This is a genomic window from Rhodococcus sp. MEB041 (assembly GCF_030208955.1).
Classification (GTDB): domain Bacteria; phylum Actinomycetota; class Actinomycetes; order Mycobacteriales; family Mycobacteriaceae; genus Rhodococcoides.
This window is the reverse complement of sequence record NZ_JARVSZ010000005.1, coordinates 1,045,407-1,069,605: the sequence shown is the minus strand read 5'-3', so window position 1 is coordinate 1,069,605 and position 24,199 is coordinate 1,045,407. Positions and strand designations below refer to the sequence as shown.

Below are 24,199 nucleotides of genomic sequence, written 5' to 3'. Positions count from 1 at the left end.
CCTCCTCGGTAGTGCGGTGACGGATGGTGGTGCTCGACCCGATGCGGTGCGCCGTCCTACGCGCTCCACACCGGCGCTCGTGCTCTCCGTCTACCTCGACACCGTGGCCACCCGATTTGTTCCCGCGGGAACCTTCCGAACGACGAAAACCCCGTCGCTCACGATCGAGATCGCGAGCAGCGGGGTCCGGTACCGACCGGTCGACGGATGTCACCATCCGCGGGCCACCTCGTCTCGTCGACGAAGCGCACCACTTCCCGATGTGGCTGGGAAGGACCGGAACCACTGCCCGGCGAACCGTGCGGTGGTGGGAGTCGGACTCCACTTGCTGCCTCCGGGTTCCGCATCCGTGCCCGGCACTCACGCGCCGACACGGACACACCTGAAGGCGGTCGTGGAAAGAAGAATAACACCAGGTGCCCTCGCGGACCGAATCCGTCCGGTCACGCACCGGGCGGGGACGTCGGTGTCGGCGCATCGTGGCATCGTCTGATGTCATGACGACTCCCGATGATGCCGTTCAGGCCGGTGCTCCCCAGGTGGAGGGCAATGCGCCGCAGCTCGAGCCGGACGTGCGTGAACTGGCCGACGTCCCTGCGATCGAGGTCATCAGCCGCGCCGCGGTGATGCTCATGAGCTCCGCCGCCGAGAAGCTGGGACTCTCCGACGCGGATCCGTCCGACAGCCCCCACCTCGACCTCGACGAGGCGAGACGCGTGATCACCGCACTCGCCGGACTGGTCACGGCCTCCGTGGAGTACCTGGGGCCGCACGCCGGCCCCATCCGCGAAGGGCTGCAGGCACTGCAGAAGGCGTTCCGCGAGCAGTCGGCGCACCCGGACGCGCCCGGCGCCGGGCCCGGCGAGAAGTACACCGGGCCCGTCCACTGACCGTCACGCGACGGCCCGGTCAGGAGACCGCGACAGGCTTGCGCTTGCGGGTCCGCTTGACCGGGACCGGTGGGGTCGAGGCGGCGTCGAGAGACTCCTGCAGGAACTTGCCGGTGTAGCTCTCGGGCACGGCGGCGATCTGCTCGGGAGTGCCCTCGGCCACCATCGTTCCGCCGCCGGATCCGCCCTCGGGTCCCATGTCGATGACCCAGTCGGACGTCTTGATGACGTCCAGGTTGTGCTCGATGACGATGACGGTGTTGCCCTTGTCCACCAGACCGTTGATCACCAGCAACAGCTTGCGGATGTCCTCGAAGTGCAGACCCGTGGTCGGCTCGTCGAGGATGTACACCGTGCGTCCCATGGAGCGCTTCTGCAGCTCTGCGGCCAGCTTCACACGCTGCGCCTCGCCGCCGGACAGCGTGGTGGCCGGCTGCCCCAGACGGACATAGCCCAGGCCCACCTCGTTCAGCGTCTTGAGGTACCGGTGGATCGAGGTGATCGGTTCGAAGAAGTCGGCCGCCTCCTCGATGGGCATGTTCAGCACCTCGGCGATGGTCTTGCCCTTGTAGTGGACCTCGAGCGTCTCCCGGTTGTACCGGGCACCGTGGCATACCTCGCACGGCACGTAGACGTCCGGCAGGAAGTTCATCTCGATCTTCAGGGTGCCGTCACCCGAGCACGCCTCGCACCGGCCGCCCTTCACGTTGAAGGAGAACCGACCCGGCTGGTAGCCACGGATCTTGGCCTCGGTCGTCGCGGCGAACAGTGTCCTGATCTTGTCGAACACCCCGGTGTAGGTGGCCGCGTTGGACCGCGGCGTACGGCCGATGGGTGACTGGTCGACCCGGACCAGCTTGTCCAGCTGGTCGAGGCCGTTGACGCGGGTGTGCCGACCGGGTACCTGACGAGCGCCGTTGAGCTTGTTCGCCATCACCGTCGCCAGGATGTCGTTGACCAGCGTGGACTTGCCCGATCCCGACACGCCCGTCACGGAGGTGAGCACTCCCAGCGGGAAGCTGACGTCGATGTCCTGCAGGTTGTGCTCCCGGGCACCGATCACGGAGATCTTGCGCTTGGGATCGATCGGGCGACGTACCGCCGGGACATCGATGGCCGAGCGACCCGAGAGGTACGCCCCGGTGAGGCTCTCCGCGTTGGTGAGAAGCGTCTCGTAGGTTCCGCTGTGCACGACACGTCCGCCGCGCTCACCGGCGAGCGGGCCGATGTCGACGACCCAGTCGGACGTGCGAATGGTGTCCTCGTCGTGCTCGACGACGATGAGCGTGTTGCCGAGGTTGCGCAGCCGCGTGAGCGTGTCGATGAGCCGGCGGTTGTCCCGCTGGTGCAGGCCGATGGACGGCTCGTCCAGCACGTACAGGACTCCGACGAGACCACTGCCGATCTGCGTCGCCAGGCGGATGCGCTGCGCCTCGCCGCCCGACAGCGTTCCTGCCGCGCGCGACAGCGTGAGGTACTCGAGTCCCACGTCCAGCAGGAAGCCGAGGCGGGCCTGGATCTCCTTGAGCACCTGGCCGGCGATGGCCTCCTCACGCGGACCGAGCGTCAGCGTGTTGAGGAAGTTCGAGCACTCCGAGATGGACAGTGCACACACGTCGGCGATGGACTTGTCCCCGAAATCGCCCGCGGCGATGGTCACGGACAGGATCTCGGGGCGCAGGCGGGCACCCTCGCACACCGGGCAGTCGACCTCCCGCATGTAGCCGTCGTAGCGCTCCTTCATCTGCTCCGACTCGGTCTGATCCATCCGACGGTGCAGGAAGGGCATGACGCCCTCGAACTCGGCGTAGTAGGACCGGGTGCGTCCGTACCGGTTCTTGTAGCGGACGTGCACCTGATGCTCGCTGCCCTCGAGGACGGCACGCTTCACCTTGGCCGGCAGCTTCCGCCACGGTGTGTCGATGTCGAAGCCCATGGCGTCGGCGAGCCCGGACAGCAGCCGGCCGAAGTACTCGGACGTCTGGCCCATGGACCACGGCGCGATGGCGCCGTCCGCCAGGCTCAGATCGGGGTCCGGAACCACCAGTTCGGGGTCGACCTCCTTGCGGATGCCGAGTCCCGCACACTCGGGGCACGCGCCGTAGGGCGAGTTGAACGAGAACGCGCGGGGTTCGAGTTCGTCGACGGACAGCGGGTGCCCGTTGGGGCACGCCAGACGCTCGGAGAACCGGCGCTCACGGTCGGCGGCGTTCTCCTCGCGGTCGACGAAGTCGAGCACCAGGATGCCGTCGGCGAGGCGCAGCGCGGTCTCCACCGAGTCGGTGAGCCGCTGCTTGGACGACGCCTTGACGGTCAGGCGGTCGACCACCACCTCGATGTCGTGCTTGTCCTGCTTCTTCAGCTTGGGCGGATCGGTGAGCTGGTGCACGGTGCCGTCGACGCGGATACGCGAGTAACCCTGCGTGTTGAGCTGCTCGAAGAGATCGACGAACTCGCCCTTGCGGGTGCGCACGACAGGAGCGAGCACCTGGAAACGCAGGCCCTCCTCCATCGCGAGCACCTGGTCGACGATCTGCTGGGGCGACTGCTTGGCGATGCGCTCACCGCACTGCGGGCAGTGCGCCGTGCCGGCGCGTGCGTAGAGCAGGCGCAGGTAGTCGTAGACCTCGGTGATGGTGCCGACCGTGGACCGCGGGTTGCGGTTGGTCGACTTCTGATCGATCGAGACCGCGGGCGAGAGGCCCTCGATAAAGTCGACGTCCGGCTTGTCCATCTGGCCCAGGAACTGGCGCGCGTAGGCCGAGAGCGACTCGACGTAGCGGCGCTGACCCTCGGCGAAGATGGTGTCGAACGCCAGGCTCGACTTGCCCGACCCGGACAGACCGGTGAACACGATGAGACTGTCCCGGGGCAGATCGATGTCGACGCCCTTGAGATTGTGTTCGCGTGCGCCCTGCACTACCAGGCGATCCGCCACGGTTGTCCTCTCCTTCGTCACGGCCCACGGCCGTGCAACGTGCTGCGTCGACTCTCTCGTCGACCGCGTGAACTGCCCACTCTTCGTCGGACATGTCGTGTTCGGACACGACAGGCTTCGACGACCATATGCCCGAGGTCCGACAGACTCGACCGGCCGACGGGCTCCGCGCCCGGCTCACGACCGGTCATCGTGGGTAATCTCACGCTCATGACCGAGAATGCACCGACGATCTCCGACGACTACACCGGCGAGGTGTCCGTGGGGACGGCCTCGCAGCGCCGGACCCTGTCGCACGCCACGATCGTGAAGACCTCGGTGGGCCCGATGGACAACAACGCCTACCTCGTCGTCTGTTCCCGGACGGGCCGATCGCTGCTCGTCGACGCCGCGAACGACGCTCCGACGCTGCGCGCCGTCGTCGACCACGTGGCACCCGAGGTCTCGCTGATCGTCACGACGCACCAGCACTTCGACCACTGGCAGGCACTCGAGGACGTCGCATCGGCGACGGGCGCCCCGTCGGCGGCACATCCGCTCGATGCGGAACCGCTCCCCGTCGCCCCCACCCGCCTGCTCGACGACGGCGACTCCGTGCAGGTCGGCGACGTCACCCTCGACGTGATCCACCTCCGCGGCCACACTCCCGGGTCGATCGCGCTCGCGCTCACGGACCCCGAGAGCGGCGTCGTGCACCTGTTCACCGGCGACTCGCTCTTCCCCGGCGGCGTCGGCAAGACCGACGGAGAGGCGAACTTCGTGTCGCTGCTGGACGACGTGGAATCGCGGATCTTCGGTCGCTACGACGATCGAACGGTCGTCTACCCGGGCCACGGCAAGGACACGACGCTGGGCTCGGAACGTCCTCACCTTCACGAATGGCGGACCCGCGGCTGGTGATCCGTCACCACGATCCGGTCCCCCGCCCGCCCCGCGATTCAATCGCCGGGGCGGGGGGTATGGATACAGTTCGAGAGCGTCACATGCATGTCATGGGCGTGAACAACCGCACTCGTGCAGCCAGAGCAGTCCCCCACACCACAGCCGCAACGCAGGAGGCTCAGTGATTGTCCGCCGGATCGCCCGACCGATGCTCGCATCCATCTTCATCGCAGGAGGCGTGGATGCGCTGCGCAACCCCGCCGGAAGGGCTCAGGCCGCGAAGCCTCTGATCGAGAAGAGCCAGGACGCCCTTCCCGACGAGGTGACGCAGAACGTTCCTTCCGACCCCGAGACGCTGGTCAAGATCAACGCCGCGGTGCAGATCGGCGGCGGATTCCTTCTCGCGACCGGTCGGGCGCCGCGCCTCGCGTCCACCGTGCTCGCGGGCAGCCTCGTCCCGACGACCCTCGCGGGTCACTCCTTCTGGAACGAGACGGACCCGCAGGCGAAGGCGCTGCAGCGCACCCAGTTCATCAAGAACGTCAGCCTCCTCGGCGGCCTGCTCATCGCCGCCGTCGACACCGAGGGCAAGCCGTCCGTCGCCTGGCGCGGTCGCAAGGCGGCCAAGTCGGCCAAGGTCGCCGTCGCCGGCGCCCTCCCGCTGGTGTCCTCCTCGGACAGCTCCGAGACGCTCGCCCACGCCGGCGAGCGCGCCAAGGAGCTCGCGGGCGTCGCCGCCGAGCGCGCACAGCCGCTCGTCGAGATCGCCTCGCAGCGTGGCGCCGAGCTGGCGGACGTCGCCCAGGATCGCGGCGGCAAGCTCGCCGAGCTGGCGAAGGAGCGCAGTGCCAAGTGGGCCGATCTGGCCGCGGCACGCGCATCCGAGTTCGCCGACGTCGCCCAGGATCGCGGCAGCAAGTACGCCGAGATCGCCGCGTCCCGCGGTGCCGAGCTGGCCGAGAAGGCCAAGGCCGACGGCAGCGATCTGGCGGAGAAGTACGGCAAGAAGGCCCGCAAGCAGGCCAAGAAGTCCGGCAAGGACGCGCGCAAGCAGTTCGACGCAGCGCGCAAGGAGTACAAGAAGCAGTACAAGTCCACCAGCAAGGACGCGCAGAAGCAGCTGCAGGCCTCGCTTAAGGAAGCCGAGAAGCGCGCCAAGGAGGCACGGGCCCGCGCCGAGGGCACGGTGCACCAGTACCTCTGATCTTTTCCCCGCAGCACACGGCCGGTGTTCCCGAGAGATCGGGGGCACCGGCCGTTGCCGTCGGGAGCCCGTAGACTTTTCTGGCGCTTCCGTGCGCCGCCGAGAGGTGCACGACCGCCCTCGTCACCCCGCCCTACTCGCGTACAGGAGACCATGTGCCGGATCAGGGCACCCCGACAGATCTGCACGACGCCGACCTCGATCAGGAACAACAGCGCGTCACCCTGCTCTACGACCGCCTCGACGCTCTGCGGACCTATGCACGGTCCCGGCTGAGCGCCGTCCTGCTCCAGACGGGCGGGACACCGCAGGCGCGCAGCGAACGCGAGTCCTACTCGGCTCTCTACAACGACGACATCGCGAAGTACGACGCGTCCGAGAACGGTCTGTGCTTCGGCCGGATCGACGTCGAGGACGACGCGCCGCGCTACATCGGCCGTGTCGGCATCCTCGACGAGGACGACGACTACCAGTCGTTGCTCTACGACTGGCGCGCCCCGCTGGCCCGCCCGTTCTATCTCGCCACGCCCGCCGCCCCCGAGGGCGTCGTACGCCGTCGCCACATCCGGACGCGCAGTCGTCGCGTCACCGGGGTGGCGGACGAGTACCTGGACCTCCGGACGGCGCAGGACGCCGGCGTCGCCACCGGATCGGACGGTGTCGCCGGTGAGAGTGCTCTGCTGTCCGCGCTCAACGCCGCACGCACGGGACAGATGAACGACATCGTCGAGACCATCCAGCGCGAGCAGGACGACATCATTCGGTCCACGCATCGCAGCGTCCTGGTGGTGCAGGGTGGTCCCGGCACCGGCAAGACGGCGGTGGCCCTGCATCGCGCCGCCTACCTGCTGTACACGTACCGCAAGCAGCTGGACAAGAGCGGCGTGCTGATCATCGGACCGAACAGCACCTTCCTCGACTACATCGGCCAGGTGCTGCCCTCCCTGGGCGAGACGGGGGTGCTGCTGTCGACCATCGGGGATCTGTACCCGGGTGTCGACGCGAGCCGCGAGGACTCCGCGCGCGCGGCGGAACTCAAGGGCTCCCTCGACATCGTCGACGTCCTGATCGCCGCCGTGCGCGACCGTCAGGAAGTTCCGTCGGAGCCGGTGTCGGTCGACTTCGACACCTACACATTGCGGATCGACCGCAAGATGGTCACGCGCGCACGGGGACGAGCGCGGTCCTCGCGTCGACCCCACAACCTCGCTCGACCGATCTTCGTGTCCACCATGATCGATCTGCTCGCCGACCAGTTCGCCGCCATCGTGGGCGGTGACGTGCTCGACGGGTCGAATCTGCTGAGCCGTGACGACATAGCCGACATCCGCGACGAGATGCGGGAGAGCCCCGAACTGATGGGTGCGATCGGCGCACTGTGGCCGGAGCTGTCCGCCCAGGACGTTCTCGCCGGGCTGCTGGCCTCGGCCGAACGGCTGCGGACGGCCGCACCGGGGTGGGACCCCGAGGACCGTGCCGCCCTCGAACGGTCGGACGACGGACGCTTCAGCGGTGCCGACGCTCCCCTGCTCGACGAGCTCGCCGAGCTCCTGGGTATCGACGACGCCGCGGAACGCGAACGGGAACAGCGTCGCTGGCGCGCCCAGATCGAGGACGCCCAGGGCGCTCTCGACATCCTGACCGGATCGGCACCGCAGGATCTCGAGGACGAACTCGATCCGGAGATCCTCATGGCGTACGACCTCATCGACGCCGACAGACTCGCCCAGCGTCAGGGGCACGGACGCCGGTTGACGGCGGCCGAACGCGCGGCCGGCGACCGCACGTGGACCTACGGCCACGTCATCGTCGACGAGGCGCAGGAACTCTCGCAGATGGCGTGGCGGATGGTCATGCGCCGCATACCCAATCGATGGATGACCCTCGTGGGCGACGTGGCCCAGACGGGCGACACGGCGGGTGCCTCGTCCTGGCAGGACGTCCTGGGCCCCTATGTGGCGCAACGGTGGAAGCTGACCGAACTCACCGTGAACTACCGCACCCCCGCGGCGATCATGGAGATCGCCCGGCGAGTTCTCTCGACGCTCGACCCGGCCGCATCGATCCCGCGGTCGGTGCGGGACAACGGTGAGACGCCGTGGGCGCATCGAGTCACGGAGGACGATCTGGTGTCGGCGGTCGAACGCCACGTCGCCGCGCATCCGCGCCCGGGGATGTCGGCGGTGCTGGCACCCGCGGACATCGCCGCGCGGCTCGCACACCTGGGGGCCGACGACGTCCGGGTGTGCACGGTGCGCGACGCGAAGGGACTCGAGTTCGACTCGGTGCTCATCGTGGAACCCGCACGGATCGTGGACGACTCGGCCCGCGGCCTGAACGATCTGTACGTCGCGCTCACGCGCGCGACACAGCGGCTGGGAATCGTCCACACATCGCCGCTACCGGACGTGATGGGACCCATCGCCCCCGTGACGCAGTGATGCCGTCACGGCACGAACGGATCGTGCCGTGACGGCATCCAGCGGTGGTTCGAGAGTCAGTGCGTGGTGTGCACGATCAACACGTCGCAGCGCGCCTTGCGAGCCGCATCGGACGGAACCGAGCCGAGCAGGCGGCCGGTGAGCGAGTTCAGTCCACGGTTTCCCACCACGAGCAGATCCGCCTTCACCTCGCCGACGAGCTCGAGCAGCGAGTCGACGGGGTTGCCCACCACGGGACGCTCCTCGATCGACGAGGCGCCGGCCGCCACCGCACGCTCCCGCGCGACACGCAGAATCTCCTGTGTCGGAGCGGATCCCGTGATCTGGTACGCGTCGTCCTTCAGTGCGTCCGCGTCCTGCGAGGACGCCTTCGAGTCCGCCGGGTAGTACGCACACGCGATGTAGAGCGTCGCGGCGGAATCGCCCGACAGCGCTGCCGCCTTCTCCACGGCCCGCAGTGACGAATCGGAGCCATCGGTTCCGACGACGACGTTGCGGTAAGCGCTCATACATTCCTCCAGTGGTCATGTCCCGACGATCATCGAGTGTCGATTCGAGACATTAGTCGCAGCGGCGACCGCCCGACGCGGCTTCCGGTCGAAAGCACGTGTCTCTCCCCTCGCATACATTGAAGTAATGCCACGACCCCGATTCCGGTTGCCCGGACGCGCCTCGACGCTCGGACGACCGGTGATCGTCGTCGTCGCGGTGCTCGTCGTCCTCGCCCTCGCCGTGGCGTCTTTCGCACTTCTGCGCGACTCGAACGGTTCCGCGTCGTCGGTGCGGACCGAGGACGCCGTCCGCACACTGCCGGAGAGTCCGGGCAGCAGTGCCACCGTCGACATCGACACGACGCTGTACCTGCCGGACACGGACGGGCCCGTACCGGCGGTGTTGTTGGCCCACGGCTTCGGCGGCGACAAGAACTCGGTGGCCGCCCAGGCACGGGATCTCGCGTCGCGAGGGCTCGTCGTCCTCGCGTACAGCGCGCGCGGCTTCGGCCTCAGCACCGGCAGCATCGGCCTCAACGATCCCGATCGTGAGGTGGCCGACGCTCGCGGGCTGATCGACTACCTGGCCACTCGCCCCGAGGTGCAACTCGATTCCCCGGGTGACCCTCGGGTCGGCGTCGCCGGTGGTTCCTACGGCGGCGCGCTCGCGCTCATGGCGGCCGGAACCGATCCTCGCATCGACGCGGACGCCGCCTCGATCACGTGGAACGACCTGAACCAGTCCCTCTTTCCCAACTACTCGGTGGCCGAGCCGTCGTCGCAGGCACCGACACCCGCCGTGTCCGAGGGCAGCGACGCCGGCGTCCTGAAGCGCGGCTGGGCCGGCATCTTCTTCGGCGCCGGTGCGGCCCCCGCTCCCGGTGGAGCCGGCGACGCTCCGACATCGACCGCCCCCGCTGGAGCATGCGGCCGGTTCGCCCTCCAGGTGTGTCTCGCGTACGCGGAGTCCGCGGTGAGCGGACAACCGTCCGAGGCCACCAGCGAACTGCTGCGTGCGCGCTCGCCCCGGTCGTTCGCCTCCTCGATCACCGCACCCACCCTGCTCGTGCAGGGCCAGCGCGACACCCTCTTCGGACTCGACCAGGCCGACGCCACCGCGCGGCAGATCGCGGCGGCCGGTGGCTCGGTCCAGGTGCGGTGGTTCGACGGCGGCCACGATGCCGGCGGGACCGACGCCACCGCGGACGGTGCGGTCGCCGACTTCCTGGTGCAGCATCTGATCGGGGACGGGACCGACTCCCCGCGCGCCGATTCGGCGTTCACGTACGCGTTGGCGGGCGATCCGACCGACCAGGGCGATCGGGCTCGCGAGCTCACCGCCGCCGCGTATCCGGGGCTCTCGGACGCCACTCCGACCGAACGCCAGGACTTCCCGCTCACCTCGGCCACCGGCAACGACACTCAGACCGTCGTCCGGCCGCCCGGTGGGTCCCCGGCTGCTCTCACGTCTCTGCCCGGGGTCGGCTCCGCCTCGGTCCTCGGCGGCGCCGCGGCCGGGCTCGGCGGGGCCGCGAGCGCACTCCTGACGGGCGACATCCCGGGACAGACCGCGTCGTTCGTCACGGAGCCGCTCGACTCGTCGTACACGATCGTCGGTACGTCGTCGGTGTCCGTCACCGTCGGTCCGACCACCTCGCCGAGCGGCACCGTGCTCTTCGCCAAGCTGTACGACGTGTCTGACGACGGTCGACGCACTCTGCCCAACGGCCTGGTGTCCGCGGTGCGGGTCCCCCCGTCCGACCAGCCCTCCACGGTGAGCGTCACGTTGCCGGGCATGGCATACCAGGTCGCCGCCGGGAATCGCGTCGAGGTGGCGTTCTCCACCACCGACCAGGCCTACGCCGTCCCGCTCGAGCCCGCGGCGGTGTCGGTCACACTCTCCGACGCCACGCTCGCGCTGCCCGAGGTACCCGCCGAGAACGCGGAGTCGACGTTCCCGTGGGTCCCCGTCGTGGGCATCGCGGGGCTCGCCGTGCTGGTCGCCGCCCTCGTCGCTCTCGCATCGTTCATCTCCCGGCGTCGCACCGTCGCCGAGGTGGACGAGTCGCTGGTGGACGTCCCGCTGGTGATCACCGATCTCGCGAAGAGCTACTCCAACGGCTTCCGCGCGGTGGACGGCGTGTCGTTCCGCGTCGGCGCGGGGCAGGTGCTCGGGCTCCTCGGCCCCAACGGCGCCGGCAAGACCACCACGCTGCGCATGCTGATGGGCCTCATCACGCCCTCCAGCGGCGAGATCCGGGTCTTCGGGCACCTGGTCTCTCCGGGGGCGCCGGTCCTGTCCCGACTCGGTTCCTTCGTCGAGGGGTCCGGATTCCTTCCCCATCTCTCGGGGATGGAGAACCTGGACCTGTACTGGAAGGCGACCGGCCGACCGGCGGAGGACGCCCATCTCGAGGAGGCACTCGAGATCGCCGACCTCGGCACGGCGATCCACCGCAAGGTCCGGTCGTACAGCCAGGGCATGCGGCAACGGCTCGCCATCGCGCAGGCGATGCTCGGACTCCCGGACCTCATGGTCCTGGACGAACCCACCAACGGGCTCGACCCGCCCCAGATCCGCACCATGCGCGACGTCCTCATCCGCTACGCGCAGACGGGACGCACGGTCCTGGTCAGCAGCCACCTGCTGGCGGAGGTCGAGCAGACCTGCACGCACGTCGTCGTCATGAACAAGGGCGTCGTCATCAGCTCCGGGACGGTCGACGATCTGATCGGCGCGAGCGGTCCGCTGGAGTTCCGTGTCGATCGGCCCGCCGATGCCGTCTCGGTGCTGCGAGGCATCGACGGCATGGGCGAGGTCGTCGAGGCGGAACCGGAGGGCGCGATCAAGGCGCAGCTCGGAGTGCTCGATCCCGCGATGGTGGTGCGGACGTTGGTGGGCGCCGGTATCGGCGTCTCCTCCGCGTCGCGATCGACACGACTCGAGGACGTCTTCCTCGACCTCGTGCACGACGACACCGACCGACTCCGTCATGCGGCGGAAGCATCCTCGGGGAACGGAACGACCACATGAGCGCCGACAGTCGACCGACGACCACCGCCGCGGCGCATCCGGACGGCCGGGTCGCGGGGTACACCCCCGCGGGCACGCTGTCGCTACGGACCGAGCTGACGCGGCAGTTCACGCGGCGGAGAACCCAGTTGTCCCTGGGCTTCCTCGCGTTGCTGCCCGTCATCATGGCCATCGCGTTCACGGTGGGCGGGTCGGACTCCGACACCGCCAGCGGGAGCCTCATCGACCTGGGCACGCAGAGCGGGGTGAACTTTCTCGTCTTCGCCCTGTTCGTGTCGGTGGGATTCCTGCTGATCGTGGTGGTGGCGCTGTTCTTCGGCGACGCGATCGCCAGCGAGGCATCGTGGTCGAGTCTGCGCTACCTGCTCGCGGTTCCTGTTCCGCGAGGTCGGCTGCTGCGACAGAAGGCCCTGGTGTCGGCGATCCTGTCGCTGGCCGCGCTGCTCACGCTCGTGGGGGTGTCGCTCATCCTGGGCAGCGTGCTGTACGGCCTGGGGTCGCTGGTGTCACCCTTCGGCGATGCCCTGTCGTTCGGGCTGTCGATCGGGAGGCTCGCGATCGGCGTCGTCTTCATCGCGATCAATCTGACGTGGGTGGCCGGGCTGGCACTCGCCCTGTCGGTGTCCACCGACGCGCCCCTGGGCGCGGTCGGCGGCACGGTGATGGTGTCGATCGTGGCCCAGATCCTCGATCAGATCACGGCACTGGGATCACTGCGCAACCTGTTGCCCGGCCACTACTCGACGTCGTGGACGGGCGTGCTGTCACCGACGCTGTCGTGGAACGACCTGCTCGACGGCGCCTTCTCCTCGCTCGCGTACGCCACGATCTTCGGCATCATCGCGTGGCGACGATTCGCGACGAAGGACATCACAAGCTGACGACGAGGCCCGGCACCGTGTCCGTCGGTGCCGGGCCTTCTCGTGTGCGAGGACGGGTCAGGACAGGCCCGCGGCGTCCATCCCGCGCAGCTCCTTCTTGAGGTCCTGGATCTCGTCGCGCAGACGGCCTGCCAGCTCGAACTGAAGTTCGCGCGCCGCGTTCATCATCTGATCGGTGAGCTGCTTGACCAGGTCTGCCAGCTCGGCGCGCGGCATGGTCGAGACGTCGCGCCCCTCCACGACACCGCTGCTGCCGGCTCGTCCCGCCTCGCCGGGCGCCCGCCGGCCACGGCTCGCGTTGCGGCCCGATCCACCGATGTCCACGGTGGCCTCGGTGTCCTCCGCCTCCTCGTACACCTGGTCGAGGATGTCGGCGATCTTCTTGCGCAGCGGCTGCGGATCCACACCCATCTTCTCGTTGTAGGCGATCTGCTTGGCGCGGCGACGCTCGGTCTCCTCCATGGCGTACTGCATCGAGTCGGTGATCTTGTCGGCGTACATGTGCACCTGGCCGGACACGTTTCGGGCCGCACGGCCGATGGTCTGCACCAGGCTGGTCCCGCTGCGCAGGAAGCCCTCCTTGTCGGCGTCCAGGATCGCGACGAGGGAGACCTCCGGGAGGTCCAGACCCTCACGGAGCAGGTTGATGCCGATGAGCACGTCGTACTCGCCGAGCCGGAGCTGACGCAGCAGCTCGACGCGTCGGAGAGTGTCGATGTCGGAGTGCAGGTAGCGCACCCGGATACCGAGCTCGAGGAGGTAGTCGGTGAGATCCTCCGCCATCTTCTTGGTCAGCGTGGTGACCAGGATGCGCTCGTCCTTCTCGGTGCGCTGGCGGATCTCGTGCACGAGGTCGTCGATCTGGCCCTTGGTGGGCTTGACGACGATCTCGGGGTCGACCAGGCCGGTCGGGCGAATGACCTGCTCGACGACCTCACCGCCGCTCTGTCCCAGCTCGTACTTGCCGGGGGTGGCCGACAGGTACACCGTCTGCCCGATGCGCTGCGTGAACTCCTCCCACGTCAGGGGGCGATTGTCGGTGGCCGACGGCAGCCGGAAGCCGAACTCCACGAGGTTGCGCTTGCGCGACATGTCCCCCTCGTACATGGCACCGATCTGGGGCACCGTCACGTGGGACTCGTCGATGACGAGCAGGAAGTCGTCCGGGAAGTAGTCGATGAGTGTGGCCGGCGCAGTCCCGGCAGGTCGCCCGTCGATGTGGCGCGAGTAGTTCTCGATGCCGGAGCAGAAGCCGACCTGCTTGATCATCTCGAGGTCGTACTGCGTACGCATGCGCAACCGCTGGGCCTCGAGCAGCTTGCCCTTGCCCTCCAGATCGGCGAGCCGCTCCTCGAGCTCGGCCTCGATGTCCCGCACCGCACGCTCCATGCGCTCGGGCCCGGCGACGTAGTGGGTCGCCGGGAAAATGCGCACGCTGTCGACCTGGCGCACCACGTCGCCGGTGAGCGGATGGAGGAAGTACAGCGCCTCGATCTCGTCGCCGAAGAACTCGATCCGGACGGCGAGTTCCTCGTAGGACGGGATGATCTCGACGGTGTCGCCGCGCACACGGAACGATCCGCGGGTGAACGCCATGTCGTTGCGGGTGTACTGCACGTCGACGAGCAGCCGGAGGAACTTGTCGCGCGGGACCTCCTGCCCCACCTCGAGATGCACCGACCGGTCCACGTAGGACTGCGGTGTGCCGAGACCGTAGATGCACGACACCGAGGCGACCACCACGACGTCGCGACGGGACAGCAGATTCGCCGTCGCCGAGTGACGGAGCCGCTCGACGTCGTCGTTGACCGACGAGTCCTTCTCGATGTAGGTGTCGGTCTGCGCGATGTACGCCTCGGGCTGGTAGTAGTCGTAGTACGAGACGAAGTACTCGACGGAGTTGTTGGGCAACATCTCTCGCAGTTCGTTGGCCAACTGCGCAGCCAACGTCTTGTTGGGCGCCATGAGCAACGTGGGCCGTTGCACCTGCTCGATCAACCACGCGGTGGTGGCCGACTTTCCGGTGCCGGTGGCGCCCAGGAGCACGATGTCCTTCTCGCCCGCCTGGACCCGCTTGGTCAGCTCCGCGATGGCCGTCGGCTGATCGCCCGCAGGGCTGTACTCGCTGACCACCTCGAAGGGACGATCGCTGCGCTCGATGTCGCCCACGGGACGGAACTCGGAGTGCGCCAGGACGGGTTGTTCAGCTGCAAAAGCCATACCACCAGAGTAGGCCCGACCACCGACACAGTCGCCGTTCGGCGGGTCACACGACCCGGCAGCGGGTACACCGACCGTCGCTGTCGGACCTGCGCGTCACAATGAGCCCATGCTGCTCGCACGCGTCGTCGCGACCTCGGCCACGGTGGCCGCCACCCGGTCCCGCAAGGCCAAGGTCCTGGCGCTCGCCGCGCTGCTGTCCGAGTGCGCTCCCGAGGAGGTCGCCCTGGTGACGCTCTACGCGTCCGGCACTCTGCGTCAACGCCGTACCGGCCTGGGGTGGCGCAGCGTCGCCACTCTCCCCCCGGCCGCCGACGCACCGACGCTGACGGTCGCCGCCGTCGACGCGGCGTTCGACGCCGTCTCGACGATGGCGGGTCCGGGATCGCAGGCAGCACGCGCGGCGGCGGTGTCCGCTCTGTTCGGCAGCGCCACCGACACGGAACAGACCTGGCTGCGCGGCGTGGTCACCGGTGAGGTCCGCCAGGGTGCGCTCGACGCGCTGGTCCAGGAAGCCGTGGCGGCCGCGGCCGACGTCCCGCTCCCCGAGGTGCGCCGGGCCGCGATGCTGTCGGGATCCACGGTGACGGCCGCGACGGCCGCGTTCACCGGCGGGTCTGCGGCACTCGCGGAGCTGGGACTGACCGTGGGCCGAGCGGTGCTCCCCATGTTGGCCTCCAGCGCCCCCACCGTGGCCGAGGGCGTGGCGAAGGCGGCCGGTGGCGCCGCCGGCGCCGTGGCGCTCGACACCAAGCTGGACGGCATCCGTGTGCAGGTCCACCGTCGCGGTGAGGACGTCTCGATCAGCACCCGCAGTCTCGACGACATCACCGCACGCCTGCCCGAGGTCGTCGAGTACGTGCGCGCCCTGCCGCTCACCTCCGTGGTGCTCGACGGCGAGGCACTGGCCCTGGACGAACAGGGACGTCCGCGGGCCTTCCAGGAGACGGCGTCACGCACAGCGCAGTCGACCGGTGTGGCCGTGACGCCCTTCTTCTTCGACATCCTGCACCTGGACGGTGAGGACCTGCTGGACCGTGCGCTGCACGAGCGGCTGGCCGTTCTCGACGCTCTGATCCCGGAGGGCAACCGTGTGCCGCGGCTGGTGACGGCCGACCTCGAGGCCGCGGACTCGTTCGCGGCGTCGGCGGTCGCGTCCGGTCACGAGGGTGTGGTCGTCAAGAACCTCGATGCGCCGTACGACGCGGGACGGCGCGGCGCCGCCTGGGTCAAGGTGAAGCCGGTGCACACGCTCGACCTGGTGGTGCTCGCAGTCGAGTGGGGATCCGGTCGCCGGTCCGGTCTGCTGTCCAACATCCACCTGGGCGCAGTGGATCCTGCCGGCGGGTTCGTGATGCTGGGCAAGACCTTCAAGGGCATGACCGACGAGATGCTCGCCTGGCAGACGGAGCGGTTCCTGGCTCTCGAGACGGGACGGACCTCGCACGTGGTGCACGTGCGGCCCGAGCAGGTCGTCGAGATCGCGGTCGACGGACTGCAGCGTTCCTCGCGCTATCCGGGCGGCATCGCACTCCGATTCGCGCGCGTGGTCCGCTACCGCGACGACAAGGTGGCTGCGGACGCCGACACGCTCGACGGCGTGCGCAGCATGTTCGCGCCGCCCGCTCCGTGACGGTGCGCGGTACGGTGCGGACCATGACGGGTCTGGCACACGTGCACCCACCGAAGGTCGAGGTGTTCGACGTCGCGGGACGCACCAACACCGATCCGAAAGGTGTCGTCCGCCCGGTCGACGTGTACGAGACGACCGACTGGGGGCTCTACATGGCCCGTCCGTCGGACCATCCGTCCTTCGACTACCTGGAGTCGTGGATCGTCCCCAGCCTGGGTATCCGCGCGTCGATCTTCCACTACCTGCCCACGCATGTCCGCGACCAGAATCACTACGTCGACATCGGCGAGTTCGTCCGCGACGGGGACGTGTGGCACTCGGTCGACCACTACCTCGACATCGTCGTACGTACCGGCCGCGACGCCGAGCTCCTGGACGTCGACGAGTTGCTCGTCGCGCACAGCACCGGGTTGCTCGACGCGCGGACGACGGAGGCCGCCATCCGTCGGGCGTCCGACGCCGTGGACGGAATCGCGGCGGCGAACCACGACGTCGACGGATGGCTCGCCGCTCTCGGCATGACGACCCACTGGGCGGATCGCTGAGGAGCGATCAGTCGGCTTTCCACCCCGTCCGAGCCGCCCACTCCACGACCTCGGGATACACAGTGTCGAAGTACGGTGCCTTCTCCCCCACGAACGCCTCGATGGCGTCCACGTACTCGCTGTGTTCCGCGGCTCGCGAGGCAGCACGGGTCTTCACGTCGAGGTACGCCTCCCGAGCGGCGGGGTCGGCGCGAAGCCGGTCTCGGAACATGAGCGCGAAGACCTGTCCGGGGTACCCGTCGACCCGGAGGTGGATGTTCACCGGTCTGCCCGGGTCGGCTGCGCCGTGCAGACGCTTCTCCCACAGTGCAGGATCGGCTTCCCCCGGCACCGCCGACGGCTTCGGGTCGTCGGCCGTGATGTGTTCGATGCGCGGAAAGGTGGCCGCCGTCAACGGATCGCGCAGTGCGTCCGCGGTGGCGAGATCCGCCACCGTCACCTGGATGTCGAGGACGTCTTTCGCCGGGAAGTCGGGAACCGCGGTGGATCCGATGTGGTCGATCCGTAGCGCTCGGTCGCCGCAGGCGAGGCGCACACGATCGATCACGCGCTGTGCCTCGGCCGGCCACATCGGGTCGGCCGGCACTACGCGGGGGGCGGTCCGGGCCACGGTCTCCGAGCGGAGGTTGGCCGCGAAGAGCTCGAGACGATCGGCCCAGAGTTCACGGACGGTGGCCTCCAACGCCTCCGGTGTCCCGGAATTGTCGAGCCACACGTCGGCGGCGGCGCGGCGCTGCTCGTCCGTCGCCTGGGCTGCGATGCGGGCGCGGGCGTCGTCCTCGTTCAGTCCACGCGAGGCCACCAGCCGTCGCACCCTCTCCTCCGCCTCGACGTGGACGACCACGACGAGGTGAAAGGCTGCGGCGGTGCGAGATTCGACGAGCAACGGGATGTCGTGCACCAGGACGCAGTCCGGCGGAGCGCTGTTCACGAGTTCGGTCGTGCGCTGCCCGATCAAGGGGTGCAGGATGCCGTTCAGAGCGAGGCGGGATTCCTCGTCCCCGAAGGCCTTGGCTGCCAACGCCGGTCGATTCAGGCTGCCGTCGTCTGCCAGGATGTCCCCGCCGAAGCGCTCGACGAGAGCGGCCAGTCCGGGCGTGCCCGGCTCCACGACCTCGCGCGCGATCTTGTCGGCGTCCACCACCACGGCGCCGAGGTCGGCGAGGGTGCGTGACACCGTCGACTTCCCCGCGCCCATTCCACCGGTCAATCCGATTCTCAACACGCACCCAGTGTGGCCGAGTCCGGCGCGCAGCGCATCAACACGCCGCGAATCACCAGTCTCAAATGCACCATGTTTCCCAACCTGTCGGTTATCTTCGAGGCGCACAACAGGCTTTCGTATTTTCTCCGGAAGGCTCCGCGAGACGGTACTCGACAGGTAAAGGACGGGCATGAACACCATTGCGGGAGAGGGAGTCGGTCGGATGCAGTCCGGACGGCACCGCCTGGGCATGTCCGACGGCGTCCACTGCATCCTGATCCCTCAGGTCGCCGATGCGCTGGCGGAACATCGCCGCAACTGGTTCACCTCGCTCATCAGCCCTGCCCGCCACAGCTTCGCGTCCATGCGCAAGCGCGGCGTGCAGATGGGCACCGGCTGGAGTGCAGCCGCAGCGAGCTGACCCACCGCACCACCGACCACACGAGAGAAGGCCCGATCCTGCGCGGATCGGGCCTTCTCTCGTGTGTGGAGCCGGTCGGGTGCCGGTGCCACGAACGGGAGAAGCCCCGAACCTGTGCGGTTCGGGGCTTCTCTCGTTCAGCGGTCGATCAGCGGATCATGCTCCGCCGGGTCGGCGAATCAGGCTCCGCCGGACAGCTTCTCGCGCAGAGCGGCGAGCTGAGCGTCACTGGCGAGCGATCCGCCGGTGGACTCGGGAGCTGCTGCCGCCGGTGCACCCTGTGCGGACGGGGTACCGGTCTCCGAGGAGTAGCCGGCCGCTGCGTTCGCAGCTTCCTGCGCCTCGTCGGCTGCGGTCTTCTCCATCTGCGCGGTGTGCATCTTGTGGCGACGCTCCGCCTCGGCGTAGCGGCCTTCCCACTCCTCGCGCTGCTTGTCGAAGCCCTCGAGCCATTCGTTGGTCTCGGGATCGAAGCCCTCGGGGAAGACGTAGTTGCCCTGCTCGTCGTACGAGTCGGCCATGCCGTACTTGGACGGATCGAACTCGGCGCTGTAGTCCTCGTTGGCCTGCTTCAGCGACAGCGAGATGCGGCGACGCTCGAGGTCGATGTCGATGACCTTGACGAGCGCGTCGTCGCCCACGGTGACGACCTGGTCCGGGACCTCCACGTGGCGCTCGGCCAGCTCGGAGATGTGGACCAGGCCCTCGATGCCCTCTTCGACGCGCACGAACGCACCGAAGGGAACCAGCTTGGTGACCTTGCCCGGGACGATCTGACCGATCGCGTGGGTACGGGCGAACTGACGCCACGGGTCTTCCTGCGTCGCCTTGAGCGACAGGGAGACACGTTCGCGGTCCAGGTCGACGTCGAGAACCTCGACCGTGACCTCGGTGCCGACCTCGACGACCTCGGACGGGTGGTCGATGTGCTTCCAGGACAGCTCGGACACGTGGACCAGGCCGTCGACTCCGCCGAGATCGACGAACGCGCCGAAGTTGACGATGGAGGACACGACGCCCTTGCGGACCTGGCCCTTCTGGAGCTGGTGCAGGAACTCGCTGCGCACCTCGGACTGCGTCTGCTCGAGCCATGCACGGCGCGAGAGGACGACGTTGTTGCGGTTCTTGTCGAGCTCGATGATCTTGGCCTCGATCTCCTTGCCGACGTACGGCTGGAGATCGCGGACACGACGCATCTCGACGAGCGACGCGGGAAGGAAGCCACGGAGACCGATGTCGAGGATGAGTCCACCCTTGACGACCTCGATGACGGTGCCCTTGACGGCCTCGTCCTTCTCCTTGAGCTCCTCGATGGTGCCCCAGGCGCGCTCGTACTGTGCGCGCTTCTTCGACAGGATCAGACGACCCTCTTTGTCCTCCTTGGTGAGGACGAGAGCTTCGACCTCATCGCCCACGGAGACGACCTCGTTGGGGTCGACGTCGTGCTTGATGGAGAGCTCGCGAGAGGGGATGACGCCTTCGGTCTTGTAACCGATGTCGAGCAGGACCTCGTCACGGTCGACCTTGACGATCGTGCCCTCGACGATGTCGCCATCGTTGAAGTACTTGATCGTCGCGTCGATCGCGGCGAGAAAATCCTCGGCGGAGCCGATGTCGTTGACGGCTACCTGCGGCGAGGTGACGGTGGATGAGGCCATGTGGTGAGTTGCTCCGGACGGGTTGGGGTCGGTGGATGGATGTTCGGTCGGACAGACTCGTTCTTCCTGCGGACAGGACACGCGTGCTGCCGTATCTTGAGCGCTGGGAGACGAGACACGACGCAGTCCCCCCGGACACGCCACGGACCCTCGCCGACGAGCGGGAGTCCGACCACGTGCACGCGAAGACAGACATTCGCGTATCGAAGACTACTCGGTGCCCCGCGCACCGAGCAAACCCGGTTACCGTGTTGCGCGTGTCCACAGAAACCCCCGGCGATCTCGGTGTTCCGGCACGTCCGACCGGGTCCACGCCCGGCCACGCTCCCGCTGCCGACGCGGCCCCCGCGGAGCCGCTGCCCGGTCGCCGCCGCGTCGACTCCCGATCCTCCGAGCGGGCGTCCCGGTCCTGGTGGGACCAGGATTCCGACGAGTACCACCGCACCCACGGCGACTTCCTCGGCGTGACGAGCGAGGCCGGCGAGTTCGTGTGGTGCCCCGAGGGTCTGCACGAGGGTGACGTGCACCTGCTCGGTGACGTCGAGGGGCGCGACGTGCTCGAGATCGGATGCGGATCCGCACCCTGCTCGCGCTGGTTGGCCAGTCACGGTGCCTGCGCGACGGGCCTCGACATCTCGGCCGGAATGCTGGCGCACGGCGCTGCGGCGATCGCGGCCCGCGAGGCATCGTCCCCCGGCAGTGCGTCACCCGCACTGATCCAGGCCTCCGCGGAGAACCTGCCGTTCGCCGACGCGTCCTTCGACGTGGTGTGCTCGGCCTTCGGCGCGATCCCGTTCGTCGCCGACTCCGCCGGAGTCATGCGTGAGGTCCGGCGCGTGTTGCGCCCCGGCGGACGGTGGGTGTTCTCGGTCAACCACCCGATGCGGTGGATCTTCCCGGACGATCCGGGCCCGGCCGGGCTGACCGCCACCATCCCCTACTTCGACCGCACGCCGTACGCCGAGTTCGATCCTGACGGCACCGCCACCTACGTCGAACACCATCGCACGGTGGGCGACCGCGTTCGCGAGATCGTCGCCGCCGGGCTGACTCTGGTCGACATCGTCGAACCCGACTGGCCGGAGTGGCTCGATCGCGAGTGGGGTCAGTGGTCGCCGTTGCGTGGAGTGCTCTTCCCCGGCACCGCGATCTTCTGCTGCACCGCCTGACCTGTCAGAGACCACGCACCACGTGGGCGTCGACCGTCTCGAGGAACTCGCTCGTGGACGCGAGTCCCCCGATGTCCGCGGTACCGACTCCCGAGGCGATCGTCGCCTCGACCGCCGCGCGGATCCGCTCACCCACCTGTGCGTGATCGGCGGGCCCGGGTCCCGCCGCGAGGTGCTCGAGCATCGCGGCCACCGACAGCAGCAGCGCCGTCGGGTTGGCGCGGTTGCGGCCCGCGATGTCGGGGGCCGCGCCGTGGGCGGCCTGAGCCATCACCTTGGTGTCCGAGGCATTGATCGACGGTGCCGTCCCGAGCGACCCCGCCAACTCGCCGGTGAGGTCGGACAAAATGTCTCCGAACATGTTCTCGGCCACCAGGACGTCGAAGGTCTCCCCCGACCGCACGAGCTTCGCCGTGAGGGCGTCGATGTGCTCGTGGTCCACCTCGACGTCCGGGTGCCGCTCGGCCACCTCCATGCACACGTCCTTGAACAGCCCCGTCGTCAATCGCAACACGTTCGTCTTGTGCACCACGGTCACGTGACGCCGACGAGTCTCCGCGAGGGCGAACGCCTGCTCGGCGATGCGTTCGCACGCTCGACGGGTGAACACCGCCACGGCCAGGGCGACGTCGGGAGTGGGCATGAACTCCCCGGATCCGACGGCCATGTTGCGGTCGGCGTAGAAGCCCTCGGTGTTCTCCCGGACGACGACCAGGTCCATGTCCGGACTCGTCGCCCGCACGCCCGGCAACGCGCGTGCCGGCCGGATGTTCGCGTACAGATCGAACTCCTTGCGGATGCGACCACCCGGCGTCAGCTGCCCCCGCGTCTCCTCGGGGTAGGACGCGCTGTCGTGCGGTCCGAGGATCCAGGCGTCCAACTCTGCCAACGCGCTCAGGGTGCGCGGCGGTACCGCGTCGCCGAACTCGTCGAGTGCCGCACGACCGAAGGGCAGCTCCACCCACTCGACGGGCGTGGCACCCAGGGCCTGCACGGCCGCATCGACTATCTGTACGGTCCCGGGCACGATCTCGGTGCCGATGCCGTCGCCGTGCAGGACACCGATGCGGTGCGGTGCGCGGCGCGAACCGGCACCGGAGTCGTCGGACCGTGAGGCCCCGGGATGCGCTGCACTCGTCATGGCCGCCATCATTACCCATCATGGTGCAGTCGGTGGAACTCCTCCTGGACGAGCGCAGCGACGATGCGATCCGGCGCGAGTGGAACTACCTCGCCGAGCTGGGCCTGCCGAGTCAGGCTCGGCACGCGGGGGCGTCCAACCGTCCGCACGTCACCATCGCGGTCGCGTCGAGGATCGACGACGTCGCCGAGCGCCGGCTCGCCGCTCTGATCGCCGACGGACGAGACGCCGGGTCGTGGCGGTTCCCCGAGTCGGTACGCCTCGGCGGGTTGGTGGTCTTCGGCGGATCGCGGGCGGTCCTGGCCCGCTCCGTCGTGCCGACCGCGGCTCTCCTGGATCTGCACGCGCGGGTGTACGAGGCGCTCGCCGACTCGCCCGGCATTCCCCCGCATCTCGAACCCGGGCACTGGACTCCGCACGTGACCCTGGCGATGCGCGCGCGTCCCGAGGACATCGGTTCCGCGGCATCGCATCTCGTGACCGATCTTCAGGACGTCGACGCCGAGGTGTCGGCCGTCCGTCGCTGGGACGGCGACGCGAGAGCCGACTGGCTCATCGGGTGACAGGCGGCGCGGCCACCGAGGCGGCTCGGCGCCTTGTCGTGACCACCACCCCGACGATGATGAGCGCGGTACCGAGCACCGCGTTCGCGGTGACCGACTCGTCGAGCACGAGGGCGCCGAGCGCGATGCCGACGACGGGACTGAGGTACGTCACGGTCGACGCGGCGGACGGTCCCCATCCCGTCACGACGTTGGTGTTCCACAGGAAGGCCAGCCCGGTGCCGGCACAGCCGAGCGCGAGCATCGACGCGACGACGGGCACGTCGAGACGCACCGCGTCGCTCGCCACCACGGGTGCCGCGACCAGCATCATCATCGCGGCGAGACCGATCTGCATCGTCGCCACCGCCAACGACGGCACACCCAGCGGGATGACGAACCGACGCAGGTACACCAGCGCGACACCGTAGGACGCGGTGGCGCCGAGGCACGCCAGCTGCGCACGCGGGCTGCCACTCAGACCGCTCTCCCACGGCGCGAACACCACGACGATGCCGGCGAAGCCGATCAGGAGGCCCGCGGCGCGCAGCAGAGTCGGCCGTTCGGCGGGAAGAACGGCGAAGGCCAGCACCGTCGTCATGAGCGGCGTCGTCGCGTTGACGATGGATGCCGTGGCCGAGTCGATCTCCTGCTCCGCCCACGCGAACAGCAGCCACGGGAGGATGCACTGCACCACCGCGAGGAACGTCGAGTGGAGCCACACGACTCCTCGCCGCGGGAGTCGAACATGCATGGGACGCAACAGGATCAGCAGTGTGGCCGCACCGAGGACGAGTCGCGCCAGCACCACCTGGACGAAGCTCAGCCCCTCGAGACCCACCTTCATGAACAAGAAGCTCGCGCCCCACACCGTTGCGGTGGCCAGGAACTGCAGTACGAGCACG

At 68.6% G+C, this 24,199-nt stretch carries 18 protein-coding genes; 11 read left to right on the top strand and 7 right to left on the bottom strand.

Features of this window, described 5'->3' with window-relative positions:
• Positions 1-497 precede the first annotated feature (497 nt).
• Positions 498-890, top strand: coding sequence for a DUF1844 domain-containing protein (locus tag QRN16_RS19155; protein ID WP_285188967.1), 393 nt, complete (start codon positions 498-500; stop codon positions 888-890).
• A 19-nt stretch (positions 891-909) separates the two neighbouring features.
• On the opposite strand, the gene uvrA is transcribed toward QRN16_RS19155, so the two are convergent.
• A complete protein-coding gene (gene uvrA / locus QRN16_RS19150; RefSeq protein WP_222627015.1) occupies positions 910-3,828 on the bottom strand; it encodes an excinuclease ABC subunit UvrA in 2,919 nt (972 codons plus the stop codon).
• Positions 3,829-4,038: 210 nt separating this feature from the next.
• Between uvrA and QRN16_RS19145 the strand changes: the two genes are divergently transcribed.
• From QRN16_RS19145 to QRN16_RS19135, 3 genes are all read left to right on the top strand, one after another.
• A complete protein-coding gene (locus QRN16_RS19145; protein ID WP_285188964.1) occupies positions 4,039-4,728 on the top strand; it encodes an MBL fold metallo-hydrolase in 690 nt (229 codons plus the stop codon).
• Positions 4,729-4,891: 163 nt separating this feature from the next.
• Positions 4,892-5,914, top strand: a complete 1,023-nt coding sequence (locus tag QRN16_RS19140) for a DoxX family protein (protein WP_285188961.1) — start codon at positions 4,892-4,894, stop codon at positions 5,912-5,914.
• Positions 5,915-6,069: 155 nt separating this feature from the next.
• A complete protein-coding gene (locus QRN16_RS19135; RefSeq protein ID WP_285188959.1) occupies positions 6,070-8,355 on the top strand; it encodes a HelD family protein in 2,286 nt (761 codons plus the stop codon).
• Between the two features lie 56 nt (positions 8,356-8,411).
• Here the strand turns inward: QRN16_RS19135 and QRN16_RS19130 are convergent, their stop codons facing one another.
• Complete coding sequence (locus QRN16_RS19130; RefSeq protein ID WP_027506754.1) at positions 8,412-8,864, bottom strand: universal stress protein; 453 nt, start codon at positions 8,862-8,864, stop codon at positions 8,412-8,414.
• Between the two features lie 127 nt (positions 8,865-8,991).
• Between QRN16_RS19130 and QRN16_RS19125 the strand changes: the two genes are divergently transcribed.
• Positions 8,992-11,880: an alpha/beta fold hydrolase gene (locus QRN16_RS19125; RefSeq protein WP_082544653.1), complete on the top strand. Its 2,889-nt coding sequence runs from the start codon at positions 8,992-8,994 to the stop codon at positions 11,878-11,880.
• On the top strand, positions 11,877-12,761 hold the full coding sequence (locus QRN16_RS19120) for an ABC transporter permease (RefSeq protein ID WP_222638621.1): 885 nt from the start codon (positions 11,877-11,879) through the stop codon (positions 12,759-12,761). Before QRN16_RS19125 ends, QRN16_RS19120 begins: the two co-directional genes overlap by 4 nt.
• Before the next feature lie 57 nt (positions 12,762-12,818).
• Here QRN16_RS19120 and uvrB read toward each other — a convergent pair whose 3' ends face one another.
• A complete protein-coding gene (uvrB, locus tag QRN16_RS19115) occupies positions 12,819-14,981 on the bottom strand; it encodes an excinuclease ABC subunit UvrB (RefSeq protein WP_027506756.1) in 2,163 nt (720 codons plus the stop codon).
• 109 nt (positions 14,982-15,090) lie between these two features.
• Between uvrB and QRN16_RS19110 the strand changes: the two genes are divergently transcribed.
• Both QRN16_RS19110 and QRN16_RS19105 read left to right on the top strand, forming a co-directional pair.
• Positions 15,091-16,614, top strand: a complete 1,524-nt coding sequence (locus QRN16_RS19110) for an ATP-dependent DNA ligase (protein WP_056447957.1) — start codon at positions 15,091-15,093, stop codon at positions 16,612-16,614.
• Positions 16,615-16,637: 23 nt separating this feature from the next.
• A complete protein-coding gene (locus QRN16_RS19105) occupies positions 16,638-17,159 on the top strand; it encodes a ribonuclease FAU-1 family protein (RefSeq protein WP_056448098.1) in 522 nt (173 codons plus the stop codon).
• A gap of 7 nt (positions 17,160-17,166) precedes the next feature.
• On the opposite strand, the gene coaE is transcribed toward QRN16_RS19105, so the two are convergent.
• The gene (gene coaE / locus QRN16_RS19100; RefSeq protein ID WP_285188949.1) at positions 17,167-18,384 is read right to left on the bottom strand and encodes a dephospho-CoA kinase; all 1,218 of its coding nucleotides are present in this window, start codon (positions 18,382-18,384) and stop codon (positions 17,167-17,169) included.
• A 169-nt stretch (positions 18,385-18,553) separates the two neighbouring features.
• Between coaE and QRN16_RS19095 the strand changes: the two genes are divergently transcribed.
• On the top strand, positions 18,554-18,784 hold the full coding sequence (locus tag QRN16_RS19095; RefSeq protein ID WP_081821417.1) for a hypothetical protein: 231 nt from the start codon (positions 18,554-18,556) through the stop codon (positions 18,782-18,784).
• Between the two features lie 179 nt (positions 18,785-18,963).
• Here QRN16_RS19095 and rpsA read toward each other — a convergent pair whose 3' ends face one another.
• On the bottom strand, positions 18,964-20,442 hold the full coding sequence (rpsA, locus tag QRN16_RS19090) for a 30S ribosomal protein S1 (protein ID WP_027506761.1): 1,479 nt from the start codon (positions 20,440-20,442) through the stop codon (positions 18,964-18,966).
• Positions 20,443-20,798: 356 nt separating this feature from the next.
• On the opposite strand from rpsA, the gene QRN16_RS19085 reads away from it, so the two are divergent.
• Complete coding sequence (locus QRN16_RS19085; protein WP_285189071.1) at positions 20,799-21,611, top strand: class I SAM-dependent methyltransferase; 813 nt, start codon at positions 20,799-20,801, stop codon at positions 21,609-21,611.
• 4 nt (positions 21,612-21,615) lie between these two features.
• Here the strand turns inward: QRN16_RS19085 and QRN16_RS19080 are convergent, their stop codons facing one another.
• Complete coding sequence (locus QRN16_RS19080; RefSeq protein ID WP_285188946.1) at positions 21,616-22,752, bottom strand: isocitrate/isopropylmalate dehydrogenase family protein; 1,137 nt, start codon at positions 22,750-22,752, stop codon at positions 21,616-21,618.
• Between the two features lie 20 nt (positions 22,753-22,772).
• On the opposite strand from QRN16_RS19080, the gene QRN16_RS19075 reads away from it, so the two are divergent.
• Positions 22,773-23,315: a 2'-5' RNA ligase family protein gene (locus QRN16_RS19075; protein WP_027506763.1), complete on the top strand. Its 543-nt coding sequence runs from the start codon at positions 22,773-22,775 to the stop codon at positions 23,313-23,315.
• Here QRN16_RS19075 and QRN16_RS19070 read toward each other — a convergent pair.
• Positions 23,305-24,198, bottom strand: coding sequence for a DMT family transporter (locus tag QRN16_RS19070; protein ID WP_285188944.1), 894 nt, complete (start codon positions 24,196-24,198; stop codon positions 23,305-23,307). The two genes, QRN16_RS19075 and QRN16_RS19070, sit on opposite strands and share 11 nt — an antisense overlap.
• Position 24,199: the final 1 nt, after the last annotated feature.